The sequence below is a fragment of the Marinobacter aromaticivorans genome (genome assembly GCF_002806975.1).
GTDB classification, from domain to species: domain Bacteria; phylum Pseudomonadota; class Gammaproteobacteria; order Pseudomonadales; family Oleiphilaceae; genus Marinobacter; species Marinobacter aromaticivorans.
In genome coordinates, this window is record NZ_NIHD01000017.1 from 42,401 (window position 1) to 66,835 (window position 24,435).

Sequence of the window (24,435 nt, forward strand, 5' to 3'; positions counted from 1 at the left end):
AGCGTACTATTGTAACAGCTTTGCGAGGTCATTGACGGAGTCGGCAATGAGATCTGCTTGCCATAGATCAACGGTTTCCGGCTCTTCAATATAGCCGTAGCGCACGGCGATGGTTTTCATACGGGCATTCCGGCCGGCCTCGATGTCCCTTTGGTGATCGCCCACGTACACTGCCTGCTCAGGATCTGCTCCGATTTGTCTGCAGGCGAGAAACAGGGCTTCCGGATGGGGCTTTCGATCGGTAACGTGGTCCGGGCAGACCAGCGACGCACAGCGCTCTGCCAGACCCAGTGCCTGAACCAGCGGCGCGGCAAAGCGTACCGGTTTGTTGGTAACAATACCCCAGGGGATTTGCCGCCGCTCCAGTGATTCCAGCAGTGTGTTCATCCCTTCAAAGAGGGTGGTTTCAACCGCAACGCCTGCCTCGTACAGGTCCAGAAAGGCTGAGTGCTTGCCGGGGTAATCCGGGTGATCAGGCTCCAGCCCGAAGCCCACCCGCACCATAGCCCGGACGCCATTGGAAACAGATCGGCGTATATGATCCGCCGGGAGTGCCGGGAGCCCGTGCTGCCGGCGCAGCTCATTCAGGCAGCGGATGAAATCCGGCGCCGTGTCGATCAGGGTGCCGTCCAGATCGAACAGAACGGTGGAGGGCTGTTCAGTTTTCACGGGTGTCCCTTGCGTGCATCAGATAGTTTACGTCCACATCCCGGCCCAGCTTGTAGGTGCGGGTAATGGGGTTGTAGGTCATGCCGGTGAGTTCCCGTACGTCGAGCCCGGCGTGGCGCAGGTGATCGGACATTTCCGATGGCCGGATAAACTTTTTCCATTCATGGGTGCCTTTGGGGAGCAGGTTCAGCACGTATTCCGCGCCTACAATGGCAAACAGGAAGGATTTCGGGTTGCGGTTAATGGTGGAAACAAACAGATGCCCACCGGGCTTGAGCAGGGCAGAGCAGGCTTTGATAACAGATGCCGGGTCGGGCACATGTTCAAGCATTTCCAGGCAGGTAACCACATCGTACTGGCCCGCGTGTTCAGGGTCCCGGGCCAGTTCTTCTACGGTGATTTGCCGATAGTCTACCTTGATGCCACTTTCCAGACCGTGCAGCCGGGCAACAGCGAGTGGCGCCTCCCCCATATCGATTCCGGTTACGTGTGCACCGCGCAGGGCCATACCTTCTGACAGCAATCCGCCGCCGCAGCCAATGTCTGCTACCCGCTTGCCGGCAAGGGATACGCGCTCATCAATGTAATTCAGCCGCAACGGGTTAATGTCGTGCAGTGGTTTGAACTCGCTGGTGGGATCCCACCAGCGGCTGGCAAGGGCTTCAAATTTGGCTATTTCGTTACGATCAACATTCTGGTTCGTCATCTTGTCTTCTGCCTGATCAATATGTCGGGATTCGGTTAGTCAGCCTGTCGCTCGCGGATTTGCCTGGCCCAGCCATCAACACGGAGCATAAGATCCGGTACATCGATACGCGTCAGTTTGCCATCCTGTACCTGGGGTACGCCATTAACCCAGCTATGGGTTACCGCACGGCCATGATTACTGTAAACAAGGTGGGAAGCGGGGTCATAAACCGGCTGAATAAAGGGGTCGCTGAGGTCCACGGCGATGATGTCGGCAAGCTTGCCCGCCACCAGCGAGCCCAGTTCGTGTTCCCGCCCCAGCGCCCTGGCGCCGTTTAGCGTAGCCATCTGTAAAGCCTGGTGCGCGGAGAGTACGGAGGCGTCCTTGGCGACTACCTTTGCAACCATGGCGGCAGTCCGGGTTTCGCCAAACAGGTCCAGATCGTTATTGCTGGCGGCGCCATCTGTCCCCAAGGCCAGGTTTACGCCGCCTGCCATGAGCTTATGGGCAGGGCAGAGCCCGCTGGCGAGCTTGAGATTGGATTCCGGGCAGTGGATAACATGCGTCCCGGTACCGGCAAGTAAATCAATATCCGGCTGGCTGACCTGAGTCATGTGAACACACTGGGTTCTGGCGCCAAGAACCCCAAGCTTCGCCAGCCGCTCTAACGGGCGTTTGCCCTGTTTTTCCATGGCATCCGACACTTCAAATTCGGTTTCATGGAGGTGGGTCTGGAGGCGGGCGCCGGTTTTTTCCGAGAGGGCGACAGCCCGGGCCAGGGGGCCGTCAGAGACCGTATAGGGTGCATGCGGGCCAATGGCGGGCATGATGTAGCTGTCACCTTTCCAGGTGTTGAGCAGATCTTCGCCCTTGTGCAGGTACTCGTCTGGCCCGGAGCCCCATACCGTGGGGAAGTCCAGCAGAGGAAAGCAGATTTGCGCCCGCATACCGGTATCGTGAGCCATCTGGGCGACAATCTCGGGGAAAAAATACATATCCGAAAAGGTCGTCGTACCGGTTCGCAGCATTTCCGCCATGGCCAGTTGGGTGCCGTCAGCAATAAATTGCTCGCTGATAAACTGGCCTTCCGCCGGCCAGATGTGGTCGTTCAGCCAGGCCATCAAAGGCAGGTCATCCGCCATGCCCCGAAACAGCGACATGGCCGCGTGGCCGTGCATGTTGATCAGCCCGGGCATCACAACGTGGTGGGGCAGTTCTATTGTCTCTTTGGTGCGAAACCCCTGGTCCGCTTCTGCAACGGGCAGCACCGCGGCAATTCTGGCGCCCTGAATGATAATGGCCTGGTGCTCAAGCACGATTCCGTAAGGTTCAACCGGAAGCAACCAACGGGCGTTGATGCGAATATCGGCTGCGGTGATGGTATCTGCCGTCATTAACCCTGCCTTGCGATGCCGGCGGCGAATGCGGTTGAACACCAACAAAGTGCACCAGGGCGCCGGACAATAAAATGTAGCCCGGAAGTATAACCGTTATAATGGCGGTTTTCAGCGCTACGAAACGGAAACCAGGCAATGAATGACTCCATTAAATCGCCACCTTCTAATTTGCCACCTTCCCATACCACCGGTACGGTGGCACTCAGGTGGCACGGTAGCAGCCTGGAACTGCTGGACCAGCGCCTGCTGCCGGTTCAGGAACACTGGATTACATTTGAGGGGGCAGCCGGCGTTGCGCAAAGCATCAGGGATATGGTGGTACGCGGTGCGCCGGCCATTGGCATCAGCGCCGCTTATGGTGTCGCATTGGCGGCCCGGCATGCCGGAGGTGGAGACTGGCGAGCCGAGGTCAGGCAGGCTTTTGGTGAACTGGCGGCGTCACGGCCAACGGCGGTAAACCTGTTCTGGGCTCTGCAGCGAATGGAGCGGGTGTTTGCGTGCTGCAACTCTCTGGGCGAAGCCCAGAAGCGGCTGGAGAAGGAAGCCGTTGCCATCCATCAGGAAGACCTCGCAGCGAACCTGGCAATGGCAGACCATGCTCTTGACGCAATGGGGCTCTCTGCTGGTGGCGGAAATGCTTCGCCTGTCTCGGTTCTGACCCACTGTAATACAGGCGCACTTGCAACCGGTGGTTACGGCACTGCGCTCGGTGTTATTCGCCGGCTGCACGAGAAAAAGTTGCTGAAGCAGGTTTACGCGGATGAGACCCGGCCCTGGCTTCAGGGTAGCCGCCTTACCGCCTGGGAATTGGTGCGGGACGGCATTCCGGTTACCTTGAATGCCGATGGCGCGGCGGCGGCCATTCTTGCAGCGGGTGAGGTGCGTTGGATCGTTGTTGGCGCCGATCGAATTACCGCCAACGGTGATGTGGCGAACAAGATTGGCACCTACAGCCTTGCTGTATTGGCGCGACATCACAAAATCGGATTTATGGTTGTGGCGCCTTCCAGCACTGTGGATATGTCGCTGGCATCAGGTGCCGATATTGTCATCGAAGAGCGGGACGGAAGCGAGCTTCGGGAGATACGGGGTATTCCACTGGCACCGGAGGGTGTGTCGGTGTTCAACCCGGTGTTTGATGTAACACCTGCGAACCTGATTGATCTGATCGTTACGGAAAAAGGCGCCGTGCGAAACCCGAATATTACGGGGATGCACAAGCTATTTGGGTGACGGTTTTTTTCCGATGACCGCTTTGTTCTCCACCGGCTTTTCCTGCTGATCTTCAAACCTGGCGCGAAGTTCTGATACCTGTCTTTCCTGGTCTTCTATGAAATGCAGGGACATCTCGAAGCTCTGTCGGGTGAACTCAAGCACCTTGGCAAAACCCTCGTCGGAAAGGTTTCTTGCGGAATCATGGCGGCGGAATATATTGATGAATTCCCGCTCCCGCTCAAACTGCAAAGGTACCCTTGCCACGCCCCAGTCGTTCAGGACCTGCCACACTTCCGGGTTGTAGTTGCGGGTAGTGCGCATAATGAAAGGAATGGGGTCGTTCCGTGCAATCAGGGCGGTCAAGCGCAGAATCAGTTCAAAGGAAAGCGTTGCTGTGCCGTTCTCGATGGCTTCAAGAACGGACTTGTCGCGGAGATCGAGGGCTTCGCTCATTTCGGATAAGGTAAGCCCGGCAACTTCCCGTATGTCTTTCAGTGATTGACCGGCAGCCAGCATGGCGCGAAGCTGATCCTGTGAATTGACCAGCACCCGGCCAACACGCAGTGACGTGTCGGTGGCCCGGGCTCCGAAGCGGAATGCCGACCCCGTAAGGGCGGCGAGACGGTCAAAAATGCCTTCAGGTGCTTTTTCCGATGCGCTCGGTTTGCGCAGTTCATCCGCCTCTTCCTGGGAGCGCATGGCATGCAGCGCGTCCAGCAGCATGTCCTGGAGAGCACGGGCTTTGGTCTGGTGCTCCTGCTCGCTGGACGTGGCTTTGGCCGTTTTCTGGCTCACTGCCGTACCTCAGCCTGGGCTGCAATCTGTCGTGGCGCAAGAATGGAGACCATCCGCTTATCCAGCTCCAGCATATCCGCCATAATGTGCCCGCCTTCGCGGATTACGAAATCCAGTTCTTCATCGGTAGAACCCAGATCCGCAGCCTGCTGATCCTGCCAGTCTTCAAGTTCATCCAGCGACTCGAAAGGCTCTTCGCCACGCAGTTCCCGGCGGGCGTTGGCAATGGTCAGCCTGGTGCGCTCGATCTGCTCCTGTTGCGTGGTTCGCTCGTCCAGATTGAGGCTTACGGTTTCCCTCTGGCGCTGCTCTTCCAGGAAGTCGATCTCCTGTTGCAGGAGTCTGAAATCGGGGCTTTTGGCAAAACGATCTTCGTGGCGCTTGCGCAGTTCCTCAATAATGTCGCTGAAATCGAAATAGCGGGTGTGTGGAACTGCCTCAATCTGATCCCAGGGCAGGGCGTGATCCAGAGCATCCTCACCGATTCGGGTTTTGTCGATGCGTGAGGGTATCTCGATATCGGGGATTACACCTTTGTGCTGGGTGGAGCCCCCGGATACCCGGTAAAACTTCGACTGGGTAATTTTGAGCTGACCGTGATTCAGCGGGCGCACGGCCTGCACAGTGCCTTTGCCAAAGGTTTGTGAACCAACCACCAGGCCCCGGCCATAATCCTGGATTGCACCCGCAAAAATCTCGGACGCCGATGCACTCATGCGGTTGGTCAGTACCACCAGAGGCCCGTCGTAGGCAACGGATGCGTCATCGTCATTGAGAACCTGAACTTCATTGTTTGAGTTGCGAATCTGCACCGTGGGGCCGGTATCGATAAACAGCCCGACCAGATCGTTCGCTTCATGCAGGGCGCCGCCACCATTGTTCCGCAAGTCTATCACCAGGCCATCGACGCCCTCCTGCTGAAGTTCGGCAATCAGTTTGCGCACATCGCGGGTTGTGCTCTTGTAGTTGGGATCCCCTGCCTGCATGGCGCGAAAATCGGCATAAAAGGTGGGAATGGTAATAACCCCAACCGTGTAGGTTTCACCATTTCGCTCGAACTCAATGGTGTTCTTGCTGGCGCTTTGCTCTTCCAGTTTGACCTCATCACGCCGGATGGAAATGGATTTGGTAATGGTTTCGTCGGTTGCGCTGGCGGGGACCACTTCAAGAGTGACGACGGAGTCCCGAGGGCCGCGGATAAGATCGACAACTTCGTCCAGGCGCCAGCCAATAACGTTTACCGGTTTCTCTCCTTCCTGGGCCACGGAGACAATCCTGTCAGCAGGCTGCAACTGGCCCTGTTTCGATGCCGGGCCACCCGGAACCAGTCTGACGACTTTGGTGTACTCGTTATCCCCCTGCAGGACCGCGCCTATACCTTCAAGCGAAAGGCTCATGTTGATGTTGAAGTTTTCCGATGTACGCGGTGAGAAATAAGCCGTATGCGGGTCCCACATGCCAGTAAATGCATTCATGTAAGCCTGAAAGGCATCTTCGCTACGGGCCTGGTAGGCACGCTTTAGCTGCCCTTCATAGCGACGTTTGAGCGTTTCGGTAATCGCCTCGTCGTCGGTACCGTTAAGGCGTTGGGCCAAGACGGCATTTTTGATGCGCTTTACCCACAATGCGTCGAGCGCTTCTTTGTCCGGTTCCCAGTCTGCCTCGGAGCGGTCCAGAAGAATGCTGTCGTTTGATGAGAAATCCAGATTTTCAATGCCTTCATCGAGGGTTTTGAGGGCAAACCGGAGGCGTTCTATGATCCGTTTCTGGACCAGATTGTAGATATCAAACCCCGGCTGCAACTGACCGGTTTTGAGAGCGGATCCTAACCGGCTTTTCACTTTGTCGAGGGCCTGGACATCGCGAGCGGTAAGATACACCCGCTGCCCGTCAAGGTAGTTCAGGTAAGCGTCGAAGACATCGCCGGAAAGCTCGTCGCTGATGCCCATATCGCGGAAATGGGTGAACTGAAGTTGTCTGGCGATAAGAATGTTGGCACGAGCCTGGTCAATCGTTGGAGCAACGGGTGTATATGACTCCGGCTCGACAGCGTTTGCCTGAACTGCAAACGGCGTTGACAGAAGCAGGGCAATGGTGAGCGCTATAAACACACCTGTCTTGCCGGCTTTGTGTGGCGAACGATGGACAGATGTTTTTTCCGGGATGGTCATATAAACATACCTGACGACGATGCTGGGTATCCGCCGACGACATACAGGCTGTTTTGGCGGTGGTTAACCCGTGAGCTTATAGAATTATTGTAGGCAAGGGCTACACCTGTTGCTATAGGCATAGCGTATCGGTTCGTGACAATCTGTCCATGAACCCGGCAGGATAACATTAAAAAAACATGAAAACTCAGGAACTTTGAGGTGTTAACAGCGCGTCGGAGGGGCGAGCCCCCCGACGATCATCCGCATCAGACAAACGGCTTGTCCTGCTCTGCGTGCTCAAGCAGCAGCGCAGGTGGTGAAAAGCGTTCACCGTAGGTTGCAGCCAGCTCCCTGGCTCGTTCAGTAAAGGCTCTCACTCCATACTGGTTAATAAACTGTATGGCTCCGCCAGTCCAGGGCGCGTACCCGATACCGAAAATGCTGCCAATGTTGGCATCCTCCACGGTGCGTAACACGCCTTCTTCCAGGCAGCGAACGGTTTCAATGGCCTGAATGAACAGAATCCGGTCTTTCAGTTCCTGCAATTCCACCTTGCGGGCTTTTTCGCTATCCACATAGAGCGTTTCAAGCTCTGGCCACAGGTATTTCCTGCCTTTCGCGGGATACTCATAGAAACCGGCTCCGGCTGCCTTGCCCTTGCGTCCGTGGTCCTTGACCATCTGGTCGATGATGGCCTCTGCCGGGTGCGCATTCCAGATTCCACCGGCCGCTTCTGTGTCTTTTTTGCTTTGGTCACGAACATGTTGCATCAGCGTCAGGCTGACTTCATCGGAGATGGTCAGGGGCCCAACGGGCATGCCGGCCATTAAGCCGGCATTCTCGATGCTGGCCGGGTGAATGCCTTCGCCCAGCATACTGATGCCTTCGTTCACAAAGGTGCCGAAAACCCGAGAGGTAAAGAATCCACGGCTGTCGTTCACCACCACCGGGGTTTTGCCAATCTGCTGAACGTAGTCGAAGGCTCGTGCCAGTGTCTCGTCGGAAGTCTTCTCGCCCACAATAATTTCAACGAGCATCATTTTGTCGACGGGTGAGAAAAAGTGCAGACCGATGAAGTTTTCCGGCTTGGCAGAGGCTTTTGCCAGCTGTGTGATTGGAATGGTTGAGGTGTTGGAGGCGAAGATGCCGTTGCCCACCAGTTTTGGCTCGGCTTCTGCGGTTACCTTGGCTTTCAGATCGCTGTCCTCGAACACTGCTTCGATGACCAGGTCGCAGCCTTCCAGGTCGGCGGCAGAGTCTGTGGCTTTGATGCGACCCAGGATTTCCGCTTTTTTCTCCTCGGTCATGTGGCCACGGCTGACCTTTTTCGCCAGCAGATTTTCCGAATAGCTCTTGCCCTTTTCTGCGTTTTCAAGAGAAACGTCTTTCAGCACCACTTCCATGCCACGGTTGGCGGTGGCGTAGGCAATGCCTGCACCCATCATGCCTGCACCCAGCACGCCTACCTTTTTGAAAGTTTCTTTTTCCACTCCGGATGGCCGGCTGCCGCCCGCATTGATGTCATTCAGCTGAAACCAGAAGGTGCCTGTCATGTTCTTGGCAACCTGGCCAATCACCAGTTCGGCAAAGTAGCGGGTTTCAATCAGGCTGCCGTTATCGAAGTCGACCTGAGCACCTTCAACGGCCGCCGCCATGATGCGCTCGGGAGCCGGGTAGCAGCCTTTGGTTTTCTGCTTCAGCATGGCCGGCGCAATTGCCAGCTTTTGTGCCATGGCCGGATGATGGGGCGCGCCGCCGGGCATTTTGTAGCCTTTCTTGTCCCAGGGCTGTTGGCACTTGGGATTGGCGTCAATAAATGCCCGGGCCTTGGCCATCATGTCTTCCGGGGAGTCTGCCAGCTCATCAATAATGCCGGCTTTCAGGGCAGCGGCCGGGCGCAGCTTTTTGCCTTCCATCAGAAGCGGAAACGCCGCTTCCAGGCCAATCATTCGGGGTAGTCGCTGAGTACCGCCGCCACCGGGGAGCAAGCCCAGTGATACTTCCGGAAGGCCCAGTTGGATGCTGTTGTTGTTCAGTACTATGCGGTGGTGGCAAGCCAGAGCAATTTCAAATCCGCCCCCGAGCGCCGCACCATTAATGGCTGCGACCACCGGCTTGCCACAGGTTTCCAGCGCCCGCATTTGGGCTTTCATGCCGTTGACCATGTCCTCAAATAACTGGGCATTGTCACGGGTGACTTTGAAAATTTCATTCAGGTCGCCACCGGCAAAAAAAGTCTTTTTGCCAGAGGTGACGATAATACCGCGAATATTTTCCAGGTCGCCCTGAACTTTGCTCACGGCGTCGTCCAGAGCTTCACGAAACGCCTTGTTCATGGTGTTCGCGGACTGGCCCGGCATGTCGATGGTAAGGGTCAGTATCTGATCCGAACCCAAGTCATATCGAATGGCACTCATAATCGGTTCTCCTTACTGAAAAAGTGTGGGGTTCAGACCCGTTCAATGATGGTGGCAATGCCCATGCCGCCGCCAACGCAAAGCGTTGCCAGGCCAAAACGCAATTCACGGCGCTCCAGCTCGTCCAGCAGGGTGCCGAGAATCATTGCGCCGGTAGCGCCGAGTGGGTGGCCCATGGCGATTGCACCGCCGTTCACGTTCACTTTTTCATCAGGAACCGAGAGTTCCTTCTGGAAGCGCATTACCACGGAGGCAAAGGCTTCGTTTACTTCAAACAGATCAATCTGATCCACCGTCATGCCTGCTTTATCCAGCGCTTTGAGCGTTGCCGGGGCAGGGCCGGTGAGCATGATGGTGGGGTCGGTGCTGGTTACGGCAGTGGCAACAATGCGGGCACGGGGCTTCAGGCCCAGGGCCTTGCCCTTGGCTTCGCTGCCAATCAGAATGCCGGTGGCGCCGTCTACCATGCCGGAAGAGTTGCCAGCGTGATGCACATGGTTGATTTTTTCAACATAGTGGTATTTTTCGCGAGCCACGCTGTTAAAGCCCATTTCGCCCATCATCTGGAAGGAGGGTTTGAGGCCGGCAAGAGACTCAACAGTAGTGTTGCCTCGCACGTGTTCGTCACGGTCAAGAATAACAACGCCATTCTGGTCGGTAACAGGCACAATGGATTTGGCGAAGTAACCGTTTTTCCAGGCGTTTGCGGCTTTCTGCTGGGATTTGACGGCGAAGCCGTCAACATCTTCCCGGCTGAAGCCCTCCAGGGTGGCAATAAGGTCGGCGCCGATACCCTGGGGCATGAAGCCGGTATGCAGGTTGGTGTGCGGATCCATCGCCCAGGCGCCGCCATCAGAACCCATGGGGATGCGGGACATAGACTCGACACCGCCGGCTACAACAAGATCTTCCCAGCCTGAGCGAATTTTCATGGCGGCCAGGTTAACGGCTTCCAGACCGGAAGCGCAGAAACGGTTAAGGGTAACGCCGGCTACTTTCTCGTCCCAGTCTGCTGCGAGAGCCGCAGTTTTGGCAATGTCGGCACCCTGATCGCCAATAGCGGTGACGCAACCAAGCACTATATCGTCTACCTGGGCGGTATCCAGATTGTTTCGTTGCTGCAGCGCATTGAGCACAGTGGTCAGAAGTGTAATGGGTTTCACGCTGTACAAAGCGCCGTCCTTTTTGCCACGCCCTCTGGGAGTGCGGACCGCGTCGAAGATATACGCCTCGGTGGTCATTGCTTTTCCTCTGATGATTGTTGCTTTGTGGTTTGCATGCCAGACAGCCCACCATAGCCTTTTGACAGCTCTGTGGGTAATGACGCCGCCTGCCAATCGGATTGACGAAATTGCTCAGTAACCATGACAGGCCTGGGTGCGGCTTCTATGGTTAAACAGAAGCATCAACTTTTCAGGTGCTCGCAAGGGGATTCAGGAGGCACAGAGCCATGTCTTTCAGAGACGCTGTTGACAATTTTTACGAACGCCTGGTGATGGACGCGATCGACGCGACAAGGGAGCCGGGGGATACCGCGGACTATCTGACGGACGTTATGTGTGTCGCCCTGAACAGGCTGCCGCCCAGGTATTACAGGCACACTATTGACATGATGTTCTATCTGGCAGATGAAGAACTCAGTGTTATGAAAGAAAAATCCCTGGCCGCCGTCAGGTTTGCCAGGGATTTTGTCAGGGAGCATCAGCGCGAGTAGTGCCCGCGGGTCAGCTTTCGAGCAGGTTGTCCAAAGCCCTGTTCAGGCGGGCTGCCAGGGAGGGGTCCGCCGGTTCGTCAGTCGGCTTAACGCACCAGCTTGCGATAAGACCTTCCATGTTTTTGACAGGCGAGTCTGCTGTGTCAGAGGATCCCATACCTTCTGCCAGTCTCTGAACCTGTATTTCCATGCGCTTTTTCTGGTCGGCCTCCGGGGAAGGCACGCCGGCAAGAATCTCGGCACGAATAACAATCTCCTGATCGTTCAGTTCGCCCATGTTTTCTGCAAGTGACACCCATTTATCCGACAGGGGCCCAGGCGACACACCCGTCTCAGTGCGGGTAAGCACAAGCGCTTGCCATTCAGCGATTCCGGCCTTGAGTTTTTGTGCCGACACAAGCTGTCTTAACCGCTTTTTCCGGTTCTGAATCTGTTCTCTCACCCCGGCAGAGGTTTGTGATGCATCGAAGTTGTCCAGTTCGGCGATTGCTTGCTCCAGCGCTTCCTGGCCCGTTTCAGCGCCCACGCCTGTCAGCTGCTGAAGCAGGGTTTCTGCTGCCGCATCGGCCTCTTTCGTAACATGCTGTTGTTCCGAACGCTCCAGGTCGCGACGTTCGAAAATGGCATCGCAGGCCTTGCGAAATGCCTGCCAGAGCTTCCGGTCTTCCCTGTGGCGGGTAATGCCGATGCTTTTCCATTCCGATTGCAGGGCTTTTGCCTTGTTCATGGCTTCCTGCAGCGGTTCATGCTCGATCAGAGCCTGTGCCTGCTCGACGATCGACAGCTTCAGTGCTTCATTTTTCCGGCGCTCCTGATCGATGGGCGCCTCAAGCTTTTTAAGCAGCTCATCAAACTGCTTTTGAACCTGACGGTTGTCGCGGAACTCCACCGGCCAGGCAGACTTCCATTCCTGGCGGGCGGTCTGCAGAATTCGCTCGACGGCCTTCCAGTCGATACTGTCCCACTCTGCCGCGTTAACAAAATGCTCCAGCTCGGCACAGATCGCCTTGCGCTTCTCCAGGTTCGCCTGCTTGAGCCCGGATTTGGCCTTGAAATAGGCTTTGCAGGGCTCATAGGCTTCGTCAGACGCCTGTTTAAAGCGTGACCACAGAGTGCGGTCTGATGAGCCACCCAGTTCCCGCCACTCTTTCTGCAGTTCCTTGATGCGCTCCGATTTTGCCTCGGGTTCCATTGGCTGCTGTGCCAGATATTCCATCTGTTCACAGAGGGCTATCTGTTTCGGTTCTGTGACAAACCCTTGCCAGTCCGTTAATTCCCTGAGCTGGCCAGTCAGTAGCTGGACGCGGGCCTGAAAGTTCTTGCTGTGGCGCTGGTCAAGAGCCTTGAGGTATTGCTGGGCGGTTTTCAGAAGCTGCCGTGACTCTTTCAGTTGTTTTGCTTCGAGGGTGTCTTCCAGCTGCGCCAGGGTGGCTCTGAGGTTGTCCGATGTCTCCTGTTGCTGCTTCTGGTCGCCGTTGCCCCGCCCAGGGGCCACTGCGGCTTTAGGTTTGCCAGCAAGCTTTCGCGCAGGCTCCAGTATTTCGGGGGCAGGAAAACCCTCTGGCCAATTGATCTCCTTCAGCAAAGTAACGGCGTTGTCCTGATCTTCAGGGCTCGCGTCCTGGACTGACATCCCGGAAAGCGCCAGCAGAGCCTCTTTTTTCTGGCTGATCTGGCGGATTGCGTTGATGTAATTGCGCAGCGCCATCATCGACGTTTCGTAAGCTTTCTGTTGTTGCTTTTCAACCCGGGTATCACGGGTTGCTTCCAGCCACCGGTTTTCCTGGGTTTTCTGCAAAGCATCCAGCGATGCCAGGGACGCAAGTGCTTCCGTAGGCTGGTGTCTGAGGTCTTCCAGTGTCCGGGCAATCAGTTCCAGGGTTTCTTCGCGCTGAATTTGCTGTTCGTGTTCATGTTTCACTGCGGCCTGGGCTGCCTTTAAATCCGATAACCGCTCCCGGCAGAGGTGTACCGATGCCAGAAACTCACTCAGCTGTTCCGGTGTAGCGCTGGACTCTACCGATGCCCACTGGCTGAGTAGTTTGTTGAGGCGAGCCTCATAGAGCTGGGTATCGTCACTTGCAGCCTGGTCGCGGGCATTGGCAATCAGTGTGATGATGGATTCTGAAATCGCTTCCTGCCGGGCCTGTTCCTCCCGGGCAAGTTGCAGCTTCTGCCTTACTTCCTGATAAACGCTTTTATCCCGGCCCTTGGCCTGCTTCTGTACCTTGTGCAGAAGCTCTGCATCCTGGAGAAAACCGGCAGCTTTGAGCCGGATTTCGGCCGTTAATCCTTCAATTGCAAGAATAGCCGCAGCATCCTCGCTCGGATGGGCCTGTAGCGCCTGAAGCTGTTCCTGCCGCATTACCGCCCGTTTGTCTTCTGCTGACTCGGTCGCTTGCTGTGTCTGGGGTGGTGCTTTCTTGCCTGGTGCAGCCGTTTTGCGGGATTTAAACAGTCTCTCGAGGAATGCAGCCATGAAGATATCCTTGGGGATTGAAACCAATCTACAGTGTCGGGCAAAGTAAGCCGGCACCGGCCATCGGCTCTCTTGTTTCAGGGTTCAAGAGCGCCGGATACTGTTGTCGGAGGGTTGAGTGACCAGCCCCGACGGCATTGATCGGGGCTAGTCTAGCGTTTTGTAAGCGTATGCGGGAAGGGCTGAATGTCAAAACAGGAAAATGGTGGCGACCAGGAGTACAAAGCGCGCTCGGTTGCCCTCAGGCTGCTTGCCCGCCGGGAACACAGTCGCCAGGAGCTGGCGATGAAACTGCGACAGCGCAAGCTTGACAGTTCGGTTATCTCGGCGGTTCTGGATGAGTATGAGGATAAGGGCTGGCTGGACGACAACCGGTTTGCCGAGGAATATTCACGCCAGCGGATCGCTTCGGGCTATGGCCCGGTGCGTGTTCAGGCGGAACTGCAACAGCGGGGGATCCACCATACTCCGGAATGTGTTAGCGAGTCAGTTGATGCAGACTGGATTCACAGGGCGCTCCTGTTGAGGGAAAAGCGCTTTGGCCTGTCTGACTTGAGTAGCGACCGGGATGAAAAAATGCGCCAGGCCCGGTTTCTGACTCGCAGAGGCTTTACAGCAAATCAGGTTGAGCGTGCGCTTGAAGTCCGGGATGCGATTGATCCGGGTATATGAGCGTTAAAGTGTTGGCGGTATCATGCCAAGTTCGGGTGGCAGGCCTGCCCGCATATCCGGTTGCTCTTCCGGCAGTTTTGCGTCGGGCATATCAGTGTCAGTCTGCTCCAGACTGACGAATGACGGGTCATCAACACGTTCCATGTCTTTATCTTCTGAGGGCTTCATCATCCGCGCCAGAACATCGTAATAGCGGCGGATATTCTGCACGTAGAGCACGGGTTCATGGCCCCGGGCGTATCCGAAACGGGTTTTTGTGTACCACTCTTTCTGCGCCAGCAATGGCAGGAACTCTTTTACATCCATCCAGCGGTCAGGGTTCTTGCCGGCACTCTCGGTGAGTCTGCGGGCATCTTCCAGATGACCGAACCCCACGTTGTAGGAAGCCAGAGCGAACCAGGTGCGATCAGGTTCCGCGATCCGTTCAGGGATCTTTTCGTGAACCATGCGGAAGTACTTGGCTCCTCCCTGAATGCTCTCTTCTGCGTCCAGTCGGTTATTGATACCTATGTGGTTTGCCGTGTTACGTGTCAGCATCATCAGACCGCGAACGCCCGTGGGAGAGACCGCATTGGGGCGCCAGTGGGATTCCTGATAACCAATAGCGGCAAGAAGGCGCCAATCCATATTGAATGCGTCGGCATAATCCCGAAACAAAGCCTTGTAGTCCGGCAGCCGGTTTTCGACATGGTGCATGAACGTGCGTGCGCCCACATAGTTCAGGTGATCCAGGTGCCCGTAAAAGCGTTCGGAGAGCTGGGCCATGGTGCCGTCTGCAGCCACCTTTTCGAAAAATAATTTTGCGGCGTTCACTAATGAGTCGTCCTGGCTTGAAGGAAACAGCCAGGTCAGTTCCTTTACATCGCCAATTGCAAACGCTTGCTTCACTTGAGGGAAAAAAACATGATTGAGCTCAAGTTCGTTGGAAGAGACAACCGCGTACGGGAATTCTCCGGATTCCACCCGGGCCAGAATGCCGGCGGCATCCAGCCCCGGGTGCACTTGCCAGGAGATACGTGGTTCTGAGTCTGCAAGTGCTTGTAACTGGTATTCATGATTGCTGTCGGAAACCAGGTGCAGAGGGCGTCCCGCAAGATCTGTGAGGGCCTCGGGGCGCTCCGCATCGCGATTGTAAACAACGATCGATTGCGCTTCTATGCCGGTCGGAAGAGTCTTGTACTGGTTTTCGAACAGAGGTTGCCGGGAAAGACCCGCCAAACCGATGTGTGCAAAGTTCCGGGAAAGCACGGATAGCACTTCTGTGTTGTCTTCTGCGATTCTCAGCCGGAGTTCTACACCCAGCTCATCGGCGAAAAGCCTGGCCAGTTCATAGTCATAGCCCGTTGGCCCCTCGCGCCCCTCATAATAGATGGAAGGCGTTACCCGGGTAATGACGTGCAGAACGCCCTCGTTACGAATCTCCTGCAACGTACTGGGTTGGCTGCAGCCGGTGAGGATAAGCACGGCCAGGGTGCAGGCGAGGACTGATTTATAAGTCACTGTTGGCTTGCAGGCAGTCAGAAGTCTGGGCAAGTCCCTGTTCTCCATTGCCGCTGGATCATCGGGATGCACGCAAGCATCAGAAATACGGTAGCGGCATCCGGTGTCTTTAAAGGTGTGGTCTCCATATCCACATTCCCAATGATCCACGCTGGTGGAGGGGCGGTCAATAAAGTTGATCAATAACCATGCAAAATGATGTCAATTGTACCTGGCGTGAATAAAGTTCCCGATGCTGTATCCCGGCACGGCTTTCAAGTATGATATGCGCCTTCTCAGAATGCACCCGGACTTCCCCGTTTCGCGCGATACAGGTTGATATCATGCTTGAACTTCGCGGCGCTCCCGCGCTTTCGCCATTCCGCTCTCATAAACTGTTCGCCAGAATCCAGGCTTTAGTGCCGGAAGTTGAACATGTTTATGCCGAATTCATGCACTTTGTGGATACGGAGGGCTCACTGTCTGATTCCGAGCAGGCCATACTTGATCGGCTTTTAACCTATGGCCCCAGCGTGCCGGTTGAAGAGCCGGACGGCGTTCTGTTTCTTGTTGTGCCGCGCCCGGGAACCCTGTCCCCCTGGTCCAGTAAGGCAACCGATATTGCCCGCAACTGTGGTTTGCGCCAGATTCAGCGCATCGAACGTGGTACGGCGTTTTATATCAAATCACGTAAAAAACTTGGCCTGGATCAACGCGAGAGGGTTGCCGCGCTGCTGCACGACCGTATGACCCAGAAAGTCTTCCATGAAATGGGCGGCGCCCAGTTATTGTTCAGCCATGAAGAGCCCCGCCCGCTGGAGCGCGTTTCTGTGCTTGCCGGTGGCCGGAAGGCTCTGGTGGATGCTAACAGGCATCTGGGCCTTGCGCTGGCAGATGACGAGATTGACTACCTGGTAAAATCTTTCGTCAGCCTGGAGCGGGACCCTACCGATGTAGAGTTGATGATGTTTGCCCAGGCAAATTCCGAGCACTGCCGCCACAAGATTTTCAACGCCTCCTGGGACATTGATGGGGAAGGCCAGGAGAAGTCCCTGTTTGCCATGATCCGGAACACCTTCGAGATGAACAGCGAAGGCGTGCTCTCGGCCTACAAGGACAACGCATCGGTTATTCGCGGCAGCCGCGGCGGGCGTTTTTTCCCGGATCCGGTGACCGGAATTTATGGCTATAACCAGGAATACATCCACATTCTTATGAAGGTGGAGACCCACAACCACCCGACAGCCATTGCACCCGCGGCCGGTGCGGCTACCGGTTCCGGTGGAGAGATCCGCGATGAAGGCGCAACGGGGCGCGGCTCCAAGCCCAAGGCGGGGCTTACAGGCTTTACGGTCTCCAATCTGAATTTGCCCGAAGACCCGCAGCCATGGGAGGTCCGGTATGGCAAGCCGGACCGGATTGCTTCTGCTCTGGATATCATGATTGAAGGCCCGGTTGGCGCCGCTGCATTCAACAACGAGTTCGGGCGGCCCAATCTTACCGGTTATTTCCGGACATATGAGCAGAAAGTTGCCGGCCCGGCTGGTGACGAGGTGCGCGGCTACCACAAGCCCATCATGATTGCGGGCGGCCTTGGCAATATCCGCGAAGAGCATGTGGAAAAAGGCAGTATACCGGTAGGTGCCAAACTCATTGTTTTGGGTGGGCCTTCCATGCTGATCGGTCTGGGCGGCGGTGCTGCTTCTTCCATGGATTCCGGGTCCAGTAATGAGAATCTCGATTTTGCATCCGTGCAGCGTGATAACCCGGAGATGGAACGTCGTTGTCAGGAAGTAATCGACCGTTGTTGGCAAATGGGCGATAAAAATCCCATGTGCTTTATTCACGATGTCGGCGCCGGTGGGCTTTCCAACGCCATGCCGGAACTAGTGAAGGACGGTGGTCGTGGCGGAAAGTTTGAGCTTCGGGATATCCCCAGCGACGAGCCCGGCATGTCGCCACTGGAGATCTGGTGTAATGAGTCCCAGGAGCGCTACGTGTTAGCGGTGGCTCCGGAAAATCTGGAGATCTTTGATGCCTTGTGCCGTCGTGAGCGATGCCCCTACGCCGTGATTGGTGAGGCAACAGAAGCCCATCATCTTGAGCTGAGTGATTCCTACTTTAACAACAAGCCGGTCGATCTGCCGATGGATGTGTTGTTTGGTAAACCGCCACGTATGCACCGAAGCATTAGCAGAACGTCTTTTACCAAGCCGGTATTTGACTCTACCCGGGTTGACCTGAACGATGCCATCCGCAGGGTGCTGAGGTTGCCCTCGGTAGGATCCAAGAGCTTCCTGATTACCATCGGAGACCGCACGATAACCGGCCTGGTGGCCCGGGACCAGATGGTTGGCCCGTGGCAGGTGCCGGTCAGTGATGTGGCGGTTACTGCTAGCTCGTTTGATGTGCTCGCGGGTGAGGCCATGGCCATGGGCGAGCGTACGCCGGTCGCCACCATTGATGCGCCGGCATCCGGCAGGATGGCCGTGGGTGAGGCTATTACCAATTTGGCAGCGGCCTGTATTGGCAAGCTCTCCGATATCCGCCTGTCGGCGAACTGGATGTCAGCTGCCGGCCATCCCGGTGAAGATGAAAATCTTTATGAAACGGTGCGTGCTGTCGGGATGGAGCTGTGTCCGGAGCTCGGAATTACCATACCCGTGGGCAAGGACTCCATGTCCATGAAGACCATGTGGGAAGAGGAGAGCGGTGAACAAAAGAGCGTCACTGCGCCGCTCTCATTGATCGTCAGTGGCTTTGCGCCGGTCATCGATGTGTCCCGCACCCTCACGCCGCAGCTGATAACCGATGCGGGCGAGACTGATCTGATCCTTATTGATCTCGCTGCTGGGCAGAACCGCCTGGGCGGGTCGGCTCTCGCCCAGGTCTATCAAGAGGTGGGCGCCGTGGCTCCGGATCTCGATGATCCGGAAGACATAAAGGCGTTTTTTGCCGTGATCCAGGGGCTGAACGCTGATGACAGGCTTCTCGCTTACCATGATCGCTCAGATGGTGGGTTGTTCGTCACGCTGGCGGAAATGTGCTTCGCGGGACGCACCGGGGTGGATATCAAACTGGATGGTCTGGCGGAACAGCGCAACCAGTTGGTTCGGGAACTGTTCAACGAAGAGCTGGGTGCGGTTGTTCAGGTACGCCGGGAAGACACAGACTTTGTTCTGCAGCAGTTCTCGGCCGCGGGTCTGGGCGATCACATCAGCGTTATTGGTACCTTGAATGATCAGGATCGACTGCGCGTAATCTTCGAAGGCGAAGCAGTGGCGGACCACTCGCGCACAGAGCTTCAGCGCCTTTGGGCTGAAACCAGTTATCGTATTCAGTCTCTCAGAGACAATACTGACTGTGCTCAGGAAGAGTTTGATAACCTGCTTGATGCAGAGGATCCGGGGCTGCACGCTGAACTCACTTATGATGTGAATGAAGATGTTGCGGCGCCGTATATTGCTACAGGGGCGCGCCCCAGGGTTGCAGTCCTGCGTGAGCAGGGAGTTAACGGTCAGGTGGAGATGGCTGCGGCATTTGACCGGGCCGGGTTCGAGTCTGTTGACGTGCACATGAGTGATCTGTTGTCGGGGCGGATAAATCTTGAGTCGTTCAACAGTCTCGTGGCTTGTGGTGGTTTCTCGTACGGGGATGTGCTGGGTGCCGGTGAAGGCTGGGCGAAATCCATTCTGTTCAATGACCGTGTGCGCGATCAGTTTGCGGCGTTCTTTAACCGCCAGGACACTCTTGCTCTGGGTGTGTGCAATGGTTGCCAGATGTTGTCCAACCTGCACGAACTGATTCCGGGCAGTGAAGGCTGGCCACGCTTTGTACGTAACCAGTCCGAGCAGTTTGAAGCGCGTCTGACAATGGTCGAAGTAATGCCGTCATCATCTGCCTTCCTGGAGGGCATGGCCGGTTCGCGTATGCCGATTGCTGTTGCTCATGGCGAGGGCAGGGTGGAGTTCACTGGGAGCGCATCCGCTGAAGATCTGGCAGAGAGCGAACGAATAGCAATGCGCTTCGTGGATAACAGAGGTCAGGCAACGGTTCGTTACCCCTACAATCCCAATGGGTCGGAAGCCGGTATTGCGGGAGCAACGACACGGGATGGACGTATTACGATTATGATGCCCCACCCTGAACGTGTATTCCGCGCAGTTCAGCACTCGTGGCGCCCAAAGGATTGGCAGGAAGATGGCTCATGGATTCGTATGTTCCGTAACGCCCGGCGCTGGTTTGGCTGACCGGTCCTGAAGAGAAAAACCGGCTCAGGAAAGGCGCCCTGGCGAGCGCCTTTCCTGAGCCGGTTTTTTTATGCCTGAAAATCCCGGGTTTTTGAATTTTTCAAGTCAAAAATCTCACCGGATTGGAAAAATATTCCTTGACTCAGTATGTTTATGCACATTGGGCCGCGCCGTTTGTGTGTTCTCGGGGGAATGTAGTGTATGGCGGTTCACATTTTACGCGGGACTTTTAACTGATTGAAAAACAACAAATAAGTATATCAGGTGAATTTGTCGCCAATTTAACGGAAGCATAGTAAATACGGGGTTTGGCGGCGGGTTCCCCGAAACTTTCCCCAGAGTTATCCACAGAATCTGTGGGTAAGTACCTAAGCCATTAATCTGTACAAAAAATATCCGGTTTTGAGGAGAGTTCAATGTACAAAATCTGCTATTTTGTGCCCGAAACGCATCTGGAAAATACAAAAAAAGCACTGTTCGATGTTGGTGCCGGACGCATCGGAGATTACGACTCTTGTGCGTGGCAATGTCGTGGCCAGGGGCAGTTTCGCCCTCTGGCAGGGAGCGACCCTTTTCTTGGCAAAAGTGGTGAGCTGGAAACCGTTGAGGAATTCAAAGTCGAGCTCGTTTGCAGGGATGATTTGATAGAAGAGGCGGTCGCCGCTCTCAAGAGTGCCCATCCCTACGAAGAGCCAGCCTACGAAATCTATCGGCTGGAGCTACTATAGGTCATCCTTGGTTCGTGTGGCTGCGATGGGGCGCCGGATATCGTGAACGTGCACGCCGAAGGTGTCCTTTTTTACGTCCTCCAGAAACAGTTCCAGGGTTTTGCGTACGGTAGGGAAGGAGATGTCCTTCCAGGGGATGTCTTCCAGGGCAAAAAGACGGCTTTCAAGGGACTCTTCACCTGCACCAAACTTGCCATCTTTCAGGGTTGCCCGGTAGAACATGTGTACCTGGTTTATATGTGGAACGTCGATAATAGAGTAAAGGCCCTCGATATTTACTTCCGCCAGGGCCTCCTCCCGGGTTTCGCGCGCAGCGGCCTCAACGGTGGTCTCGGCATTCTCCATGTACCCGGCAGGAAGAGTCCAGTATCCATAACGCGGCTCGATTGCGCGGCGGCAAAGTAAAACCCGCCCCTCCCAGACAGCTATGGTTCCCGCCACGATGCGGGGATTCTGGTAGTGTATGGTATTACAGTTTACGCACACGTAGCGGTGGCGGTTGTCGCCCTCCGGAATTTGCTGTCTAACCTCATGGCCACATGTGCTGCAGTACTTCATGTTTTTCCCCGTATACTTGAATCAGTAGAGCATTCAGTTTAATGATCTTGGGTGCAACTGTCTCATTCAACACCGGAATTGCCCAGGAGTACCGATTTGCGCGATTTACTTGTTCAGCGTTTAACAGGCTACGCGCCGAGAAAGCTTGATCTGGACTATCCCGAGGCTGGCATTCTCGTGCCGGTTACGGATGATCCTGGCAACCCCGAAATGATCTTTACGTTGCGTTCGGCTAATCTGAGCACCCACCGCGGGCAGGTTGCCTATCCGGGCGGCAAACGCGACCCCGGGGACCGCTCCCTGGCCGCCACGGCGCTTCGGGAAACCCATGAGGAGATTGGCCTGCCCCCAGACAAGGTAGAGATCATCGCACCATTGGGCCAGGTGATGTCGCGATACGGGATTCTTGTGTCTCCCTATGTTGGTGTCGTGCCTCAAGGACATCCGCTGAATCCGAACCCGGATGAAATCGAAAGTGTGTTCCGCGTGCCGCTTTCCTTCTTCCTTGAAGACCGGCGTGAACGCACCGATGCGCTGCACTTTCAGAATCATACCTTTCACGTGCCCTGCTATCGTTGGGAGCGCTATGAGATCTGGGGGTTGTCAGCAGTGGTTCTGGTCGATTTTTTGAATGCTGTGTACGATACCGGGATAGATTTGCTTGAGCCTCGAACATAATAAGGAAAATTCAATGCTTTATGAGCTGGAAGGTCGCGCTCCGGAGTTACACGGAGACAGTCAGTTTGTCGCAGATAACGCGACCGTAATTGGTAATGTCGCGCTTCATGCAAAGAGCAGTATCTGGTTCAACGTTGTAATCCGCGGCGATAACGAACCTATTACTATTGGGCCAGAGACAAACGTTCAGGACGGTTCAGTACTGCACACTGATCCGGGCATGCCCCTGACGCTGGGTAAAGGTGTTACGGTTGGTCACAAGGCTATGTTGCACGGTTGCGAGGTAGGGGATTATTCACTGATCGGAATCAATGCTGTTGTTTTGAACGGTGCAAAAATCGGAAAACACTGCCTGATTGGAGCTAACGCCCTCATTCCCGAAGGGATGATAATCCCTGATGGGTCGCTTGTTATCGGAGCACCCGGAAAAGTCAAACGGGAACTTACCGAGCAGCAACGCAAGATGCTTGAAGCAAGCGCTGCGCACTACGTTCAGAACGCGAGCCGCTACATGAAGGGTTTGCGACCTGCAAAAAGATGAGGCGACGTTTGCTATGTCGGCAGAGGATAAAGTTCGCTCGCCATGTGTGAGCATATGTGCACTGGACGCTAATGATATCTGCATTGGGTGCCAGCGCACCGGCGACGAGATACTTCGCTGGACAAGTATGACGAATCAGGAGCGCAGGGCGGTTCTTTTAAAAGTAGCCGAGCGGGAAAACAAACTGGCATTTTGAATTAACATGTCGATTTCGGGTGAGACCGGAGTCTCTTTGGAGGGCTTAGCTTGAATAATGTCAGTAAGGTAACTCTGGGTACGCCCCTGAAAGCAAATGCCCATAGAGTGCTGTTGTGTGGTGCGGGCGAACTTGGCAAAGAGGTTGTGATCGAACTTCAGAGGTTTGGGGTTGAAGTTATTGCTGTGGATCGTTATGCCAATGCACCTGCCATGCAGGTTGCTCATCGCAGTCATGTAATTGATATGCTGGATGCCCAGGCACTTCGTGGAGTTGTCGAGCTGGAAAAGCCTGATCTGATCGTTCCCGAAATAGAAGCCATTGCTACGGCAGAGTTGGTGAAGCTTGAAGATGAAGGCTACCGAATCATCCCTACAGCAAGAGCCGTTGACCTGACAATGAACCGTGAAGGTATCCGGCGCCTGGCAGCAGAGCAGTTGGGACTGAGTACCTCGCCTTACCGGTTTGTTGAAACAAAAGAGGCGTTTGTTGATGCCATCAAAACCATAGGCTTGCCAGTCGTCGTCAAACCGGTCATGAGCTCGTCCGGAAAAGGTCAGAGCACAGTCTCAGATGAAGCCCAGATCAACGCTGCATGGGAATATGCCCAAACTGGCGGGCGGGCTGGTAAGGGGCGGGTTATTGTTGAAGGTTTCGTGACATTTGATTACGAAATAACACTGCTAACGGTAAGGCATGCAGGCGGGGTGAGTTTTTGCGAGCCTATAGGTCATCGTCAGGAAGATGGCGATTATCGTGAATCATGGCAACCGCAACAGATGAGTGCGAAAGCTTTGGAGCGGTCGCGGGAAGTTGCTTTGAAAATTACAGACAATCTTGGCGGGTACGGGGTATATGGGGTCGAACTGTTCATTCACGGCGATGATGTATACTTCTCGGAGGTGTCACCGAGGCCTCATGACACAGGGTTGGTGACGCTCGTTTCCCAGGACTTGTCGGAGTTTGCTTTACATGCCAGGGCAATACTGGGGTTGCCGATACCAGAGATTCGTCAGCAGGGACCTTCCGCATCTGCAGTTATTCTGCCTGAGGGCGAATCCAGCGAAGTTGCATTTTCCGGATTGGAGTTAGCTCTCTCCGAAAAAGACGTTCAGTTGCGTCTTTTTGGAAAGCCGGAACTGTCCGGTCGCCGCCGGATGGGGGTGGCTCTGGCTAAAGGCTCCAGTATCGAAGAGGCAAGAAGCAAAGCAGAAGCGGCAGTCAGAGCTATAGATGTGCGGCTATAGATACGTATTGTCGGGAGCTCGCGGCGAAATTGACCAGCTAATAAAAAAGAGATCAACATACCGTTGACACACCCGGAAAGAGCTGTAGAATGCGCACCTCGCTCGAGAAGCGCGCCAGGGAAGCGGAGTGTTTTGAGAGAGTCAACTGTTTGAAAGTTCTGGGGAAAGTTTCAGTACTTGTACAGATAACAGTTGACAAGGTTTGGGTATGGCGTAAAATGCTTGGCTCGAACAGATAGTGCCAATCGTGAGTATCGAAGGTTCAGAAAGATTTCTTCTGAGGTCATCGAAAAAAGCGGTTGACAAGGCGGCGGATCGATGTAGAATACGCCACCTTGATTGAGCAGCGGCTCAACGGCTCTTTAACAAATTGACCAAGTAATTCGTGTGGGCGCTGGCTGGAGTATTTCGACAGGAAATACCAAGACAGCGACTCGTCGAAATTGAGTTTTGTCTTGAGCAAGATTAAAGATCTTCGGATCTTGTATGATTTAAACTGAAGAGTTTGATCATGGCTCAGATTGAACGCTGGCGGCAGGCTTAACACATGCAAGTCGAG

General features: G+C 55.2%; 19 protein-coding genes and 1 rRNA gene. 10 read left to right on the plus strand and 10 right to left on the minus strand.

All coding sequences use genetic code 11. The annotated features are described in order from the left end of the window. Window positions 1-6: 6 nt before the first annotated feature. From CDH48_RS17305 to CDH48_RS17315, 3 genes are read right to left on the minus strand one after another with little or no spacing between them, the layout of a single operon-like run. Window positions 7-669, minus strand: coding sequence for an HAD family hydrolase (locus tag CDH48_RS17305; RefSeq protein ID WP_100689987.1), 663 nt, complete (start codon window positions 667-669; stop codon window positions 7-9). Continuing rightward, window positions 659-1,375 (minus strand): bifunctional 2-polyprenyl-6-hydroxyphenol methylase/3-demethylubiquinol 3-O-methyltransferase UbiG, encoded by a 717-nt coding sequence (gene ubiG, locus CDH48_RS17310; protein ID WP_100689988.1) that lies wholly within the window; start codon window positions 1,373-1,375, stop codon window positions 659-661. Before ubiG ends, CDH48_RS17305 begins: the two co-directional genes overlap by 11 nt. A 35-nt stretch (window positions 1,376-1,410) precedes the next feature. Continuing rightward, a complete protein-coding gene (locus tag CDH48_RS17315) occupies window positions 1,411-2,751 on the minus strand; it encodes a TRZ/ATZ family hydrolase (protein ID WP_100689989.1) in 1,341 nt (446 codons plus the stop codon). 138 nt (window positions 2,752-2,889) lie between these two features. On the opposite strand from CDH48_RS17315, the gene mtnA reads away from it, so the two are divergent. Further along, window positions 2,890-3,987 (plus strand): S-methyl-5-thioribose-1-phosphate isomerase, encoded by a 1,098-nt coding sequence (mtnA, locus tag CDH48_RS17320; protein WP_100689990.1) that lies wholly within the window; start codon window positions 2,890-2,892, stop codon window positions 3,985-3,987. Here mtnA and CDH48_RS17325 read toward each other — a convergent pair. The 4 genes from CDH48_RS17325 to CDH48_RS17340 form a co-directional block, all read right to left on the minus strand. Beyond that, window positions 3,976-4,764 carry a helix-turn-helix domain-containing protein gene (locus tag CDH48_RS17325; RefSeq protein WP_100689991.1) on the minus strand — a complete coding sequence of 263 codons (789 nt, stop codon included), beginning with the start codon at window positions 4,762-4,764 and terminating at the stop codon, window positions 3,976-3,978. The genes mtnA and CDH48_RS17325 overlap by 12 nt on opposite strands. Next, window positions 4,761-6,935 (minus strand): carboxy terminal-processing peptidase, encoded by a 2,175-nt coding sequence (locus tag CDH48_RS17330; RefSeq protein WP_100689992.1) that lies wholly within the window; start codon window positions 6,933-6,935, stop codon window positions 4,761-4,763. Before CDH48_RS17330 ends, CDH48_RS17325 begins: the two co-directional genes overlap by 4 nt. Window positions 6,936-7,183: 248 nt before the next feature. Further along, on the minus strand, window positions 7,184-9,334 hold the full coding sequence (locus tag CDH48_RS17335; protein WP_100689993.1) for a 3-hydroxyacyl-CoA dehydrogenase NAD-binding domain-containing protein: 2,151 nt from the start codon (window positions 9,332-9,334) through the stop codon (window positions 7,184-7,186). 32 nt (window positions 9,335-9,366) lie between these two features. Continuing rightward, complete coding sequence (locus tag CDH48_RS17340) at window positions 9,367-10,575, minus strand: acetyl-CoA C-acetyltransferase (RefSeq protein WP_100689994.1); 1,209 nt, start codon at window positions 10,573-10,575, stop codon at window positions 9,367-9,369. A gap of 209 nt (window positions 10,576-10,784) precedes the next feature. On the opposite strand from CDH48_RS17340, the gene CDH48_RS17345 reads away from it, so the two are divergent. Then, on the plus strand, window positions 10,785-11,048 hold the full coding sequence (locus tag CDH48_RS17345) for a late competence development ComFB family protein (protein WP_100689995.1): 264 nt from the start codon (window positions 10,785-10,787) through the stop codon (window positions 11,046-11,048). 10 nt (window positions 11,049-11,058) lie between these two features. Here the strand turns inward: CDH48_RS17345 and CDH48_RS17350 are convergent, their stop codons facing one another. Beyond that, on the minus strand, window positions 11,059-13,527 hold the full coding sequence (locus CDH48_RS17350; RefSeq protein WP_100689996.1) for a DUF349 domain-containing protein: 2,469 nt from the start codon (window positions 13,525-13,527) through the stop codon (window positions 11,059-11,061). A gap of 186 nt (window positions 13,528-13,713) precedes the next feature. Between CDH48_RS17350 and CDH48_RS17355 the strand changes: the two genes are divergently transcribed. Further along, on the plus strand, window positions 13,714-14,199 hold the full coding sequence (locus CDH48_RS17355; RefSeq protein ID WP_100689997.1) for a regulatory protein RecX: 486 nt from the start codon (window positions 13,714-13,716) through the stop codon (window positions 14,197-14,199). Window positions 14,200-14,202: 3 nt separating this feature from the next. Here the strand turns inward: CDH48_RS17355 and mltF are convergent, their stop codons facing one another. Beyond that, complete coding sequence (gene mltF, locus CDH48_RS17360; protein WP_227521155.1) at window positions 14,203-15,699, minus strand: membrane-bound lytic murein transglycosylase MltF; 1,497 nt, start codon at window positions 15,697-15,699, stop codon at window positions 14,203-14,205. Between the two features lie 323 nt (window positions 15,700-16,022). On the opposite strand from mltF, the gene purL reads away from it, so the two are divergent. Both purL and CDH48_RS17370 read left to right on the plus strand, forming a co-directional pair. Beyond that, window positions 16,023-19,928 carry a phosphoribosylformylglycinamidine synthase gene (purL, locus tag CDH48_RS17365; protein WP_100689999.1) on the plus strand — a complete coding sequence of 1,302 codons (3,906 nt, stop codon included), beginning with the start codon at window positions 16,023-16,025 and terminating at the stop codon, window positions 19,926-19,928. A 416-nt stretch (window positions 19,929-20,344) separates the two neighbouring features. Then, window positions 20,345-20,656: a Nif3-like dinuclear metal center hexameric protein gene (locus CDH48_RS17370; RefSeq protein WP_100690000.1), complete on the plus strand. Its 312-nt coding sequence runs from the start codon at window positions 20,345-20,347 to the stop codon at window positions 20,654-20,656. Here CDH48_RS17370 and CDH48_RS17375 read toward each other — a convergent pair. Continuing rightward, entirely contained in the window at window positions 20,651-21,214 is a 564-nt protein-coding gene (locus CDH48_RS17375; RefSeq protein ID WP_100690001.1) for an NUDIX hydrolase, read from the minus strand. The two genes, CDH48_RS17370 and CDH48_RS17375, sit on opposite strands and share 6 nt — an antisense overlap. Before the next feature lie 96 nt (window positions 21,215-21,310). Between CDH48_RS17375 and CDH48_RS17380 the strand changes: the two genes are divergently transcribed. The 5 genes from CDH48_RS17380 to CDH48_RS17400 form a co-directional block, all read left to right on the plus strand. Then, window positions 21,311-21,892 (plus strand): NUDIX hydrolase, encoded by a 582-nt coding sequence (locus CDH48_RS17380; protein WP_100690002.1) that lies wholly within the window; start codon window positions 21,311-21,313, stop codon window positions 21,890-21,892. A 13-nt stretch (window positions 21,893-21,905) separates the two neighbouring features. Beyond that, entirely contained in the window at window positions 21,906-22,433 is a 528-nt protein-coding gene (locus CDH48_RS17385) for a gamma carbonic anhydrase family protein (protein ID WP_100690003.1), read from the plus strand. A 13-nt stretch (window positions 22,434-22,446) separates the two neighbouring features. Beyond that, on the plus strand, window positions 22,447-22,629 hold the full coding sequence (locus CDH48_RS17390; protein WP_100690004.1) for a DUF1289 domain-containing protein: 183 nt from the start codon (window positions 22,447-22,449) through the stop codon (window positions 22,627-22,629). A 50-nt stretch (window positions 22,630-22,679) separates the two neighbouring features. Continuing rightward, window positions 22,680-23,876, plus strand: a complete 1,197-nt coding sequence (purT, locus tag CDH48_RS17395) for a formate-dependent phosphoribosylglycinamide formyltransferase (RefSeq protein ID WP_100690005.1) — start codon at window positions 22,680-22,682, stop codon at window positions 23,874-23,876. 493 nt (window positions 23,877-24,369) lie between these two features. Then, a 16S ribosomal RNA gene (locus CDH48_RS17400) occupies window positions 24,370-24,435 on the plus strand; the annotation flags it as partial.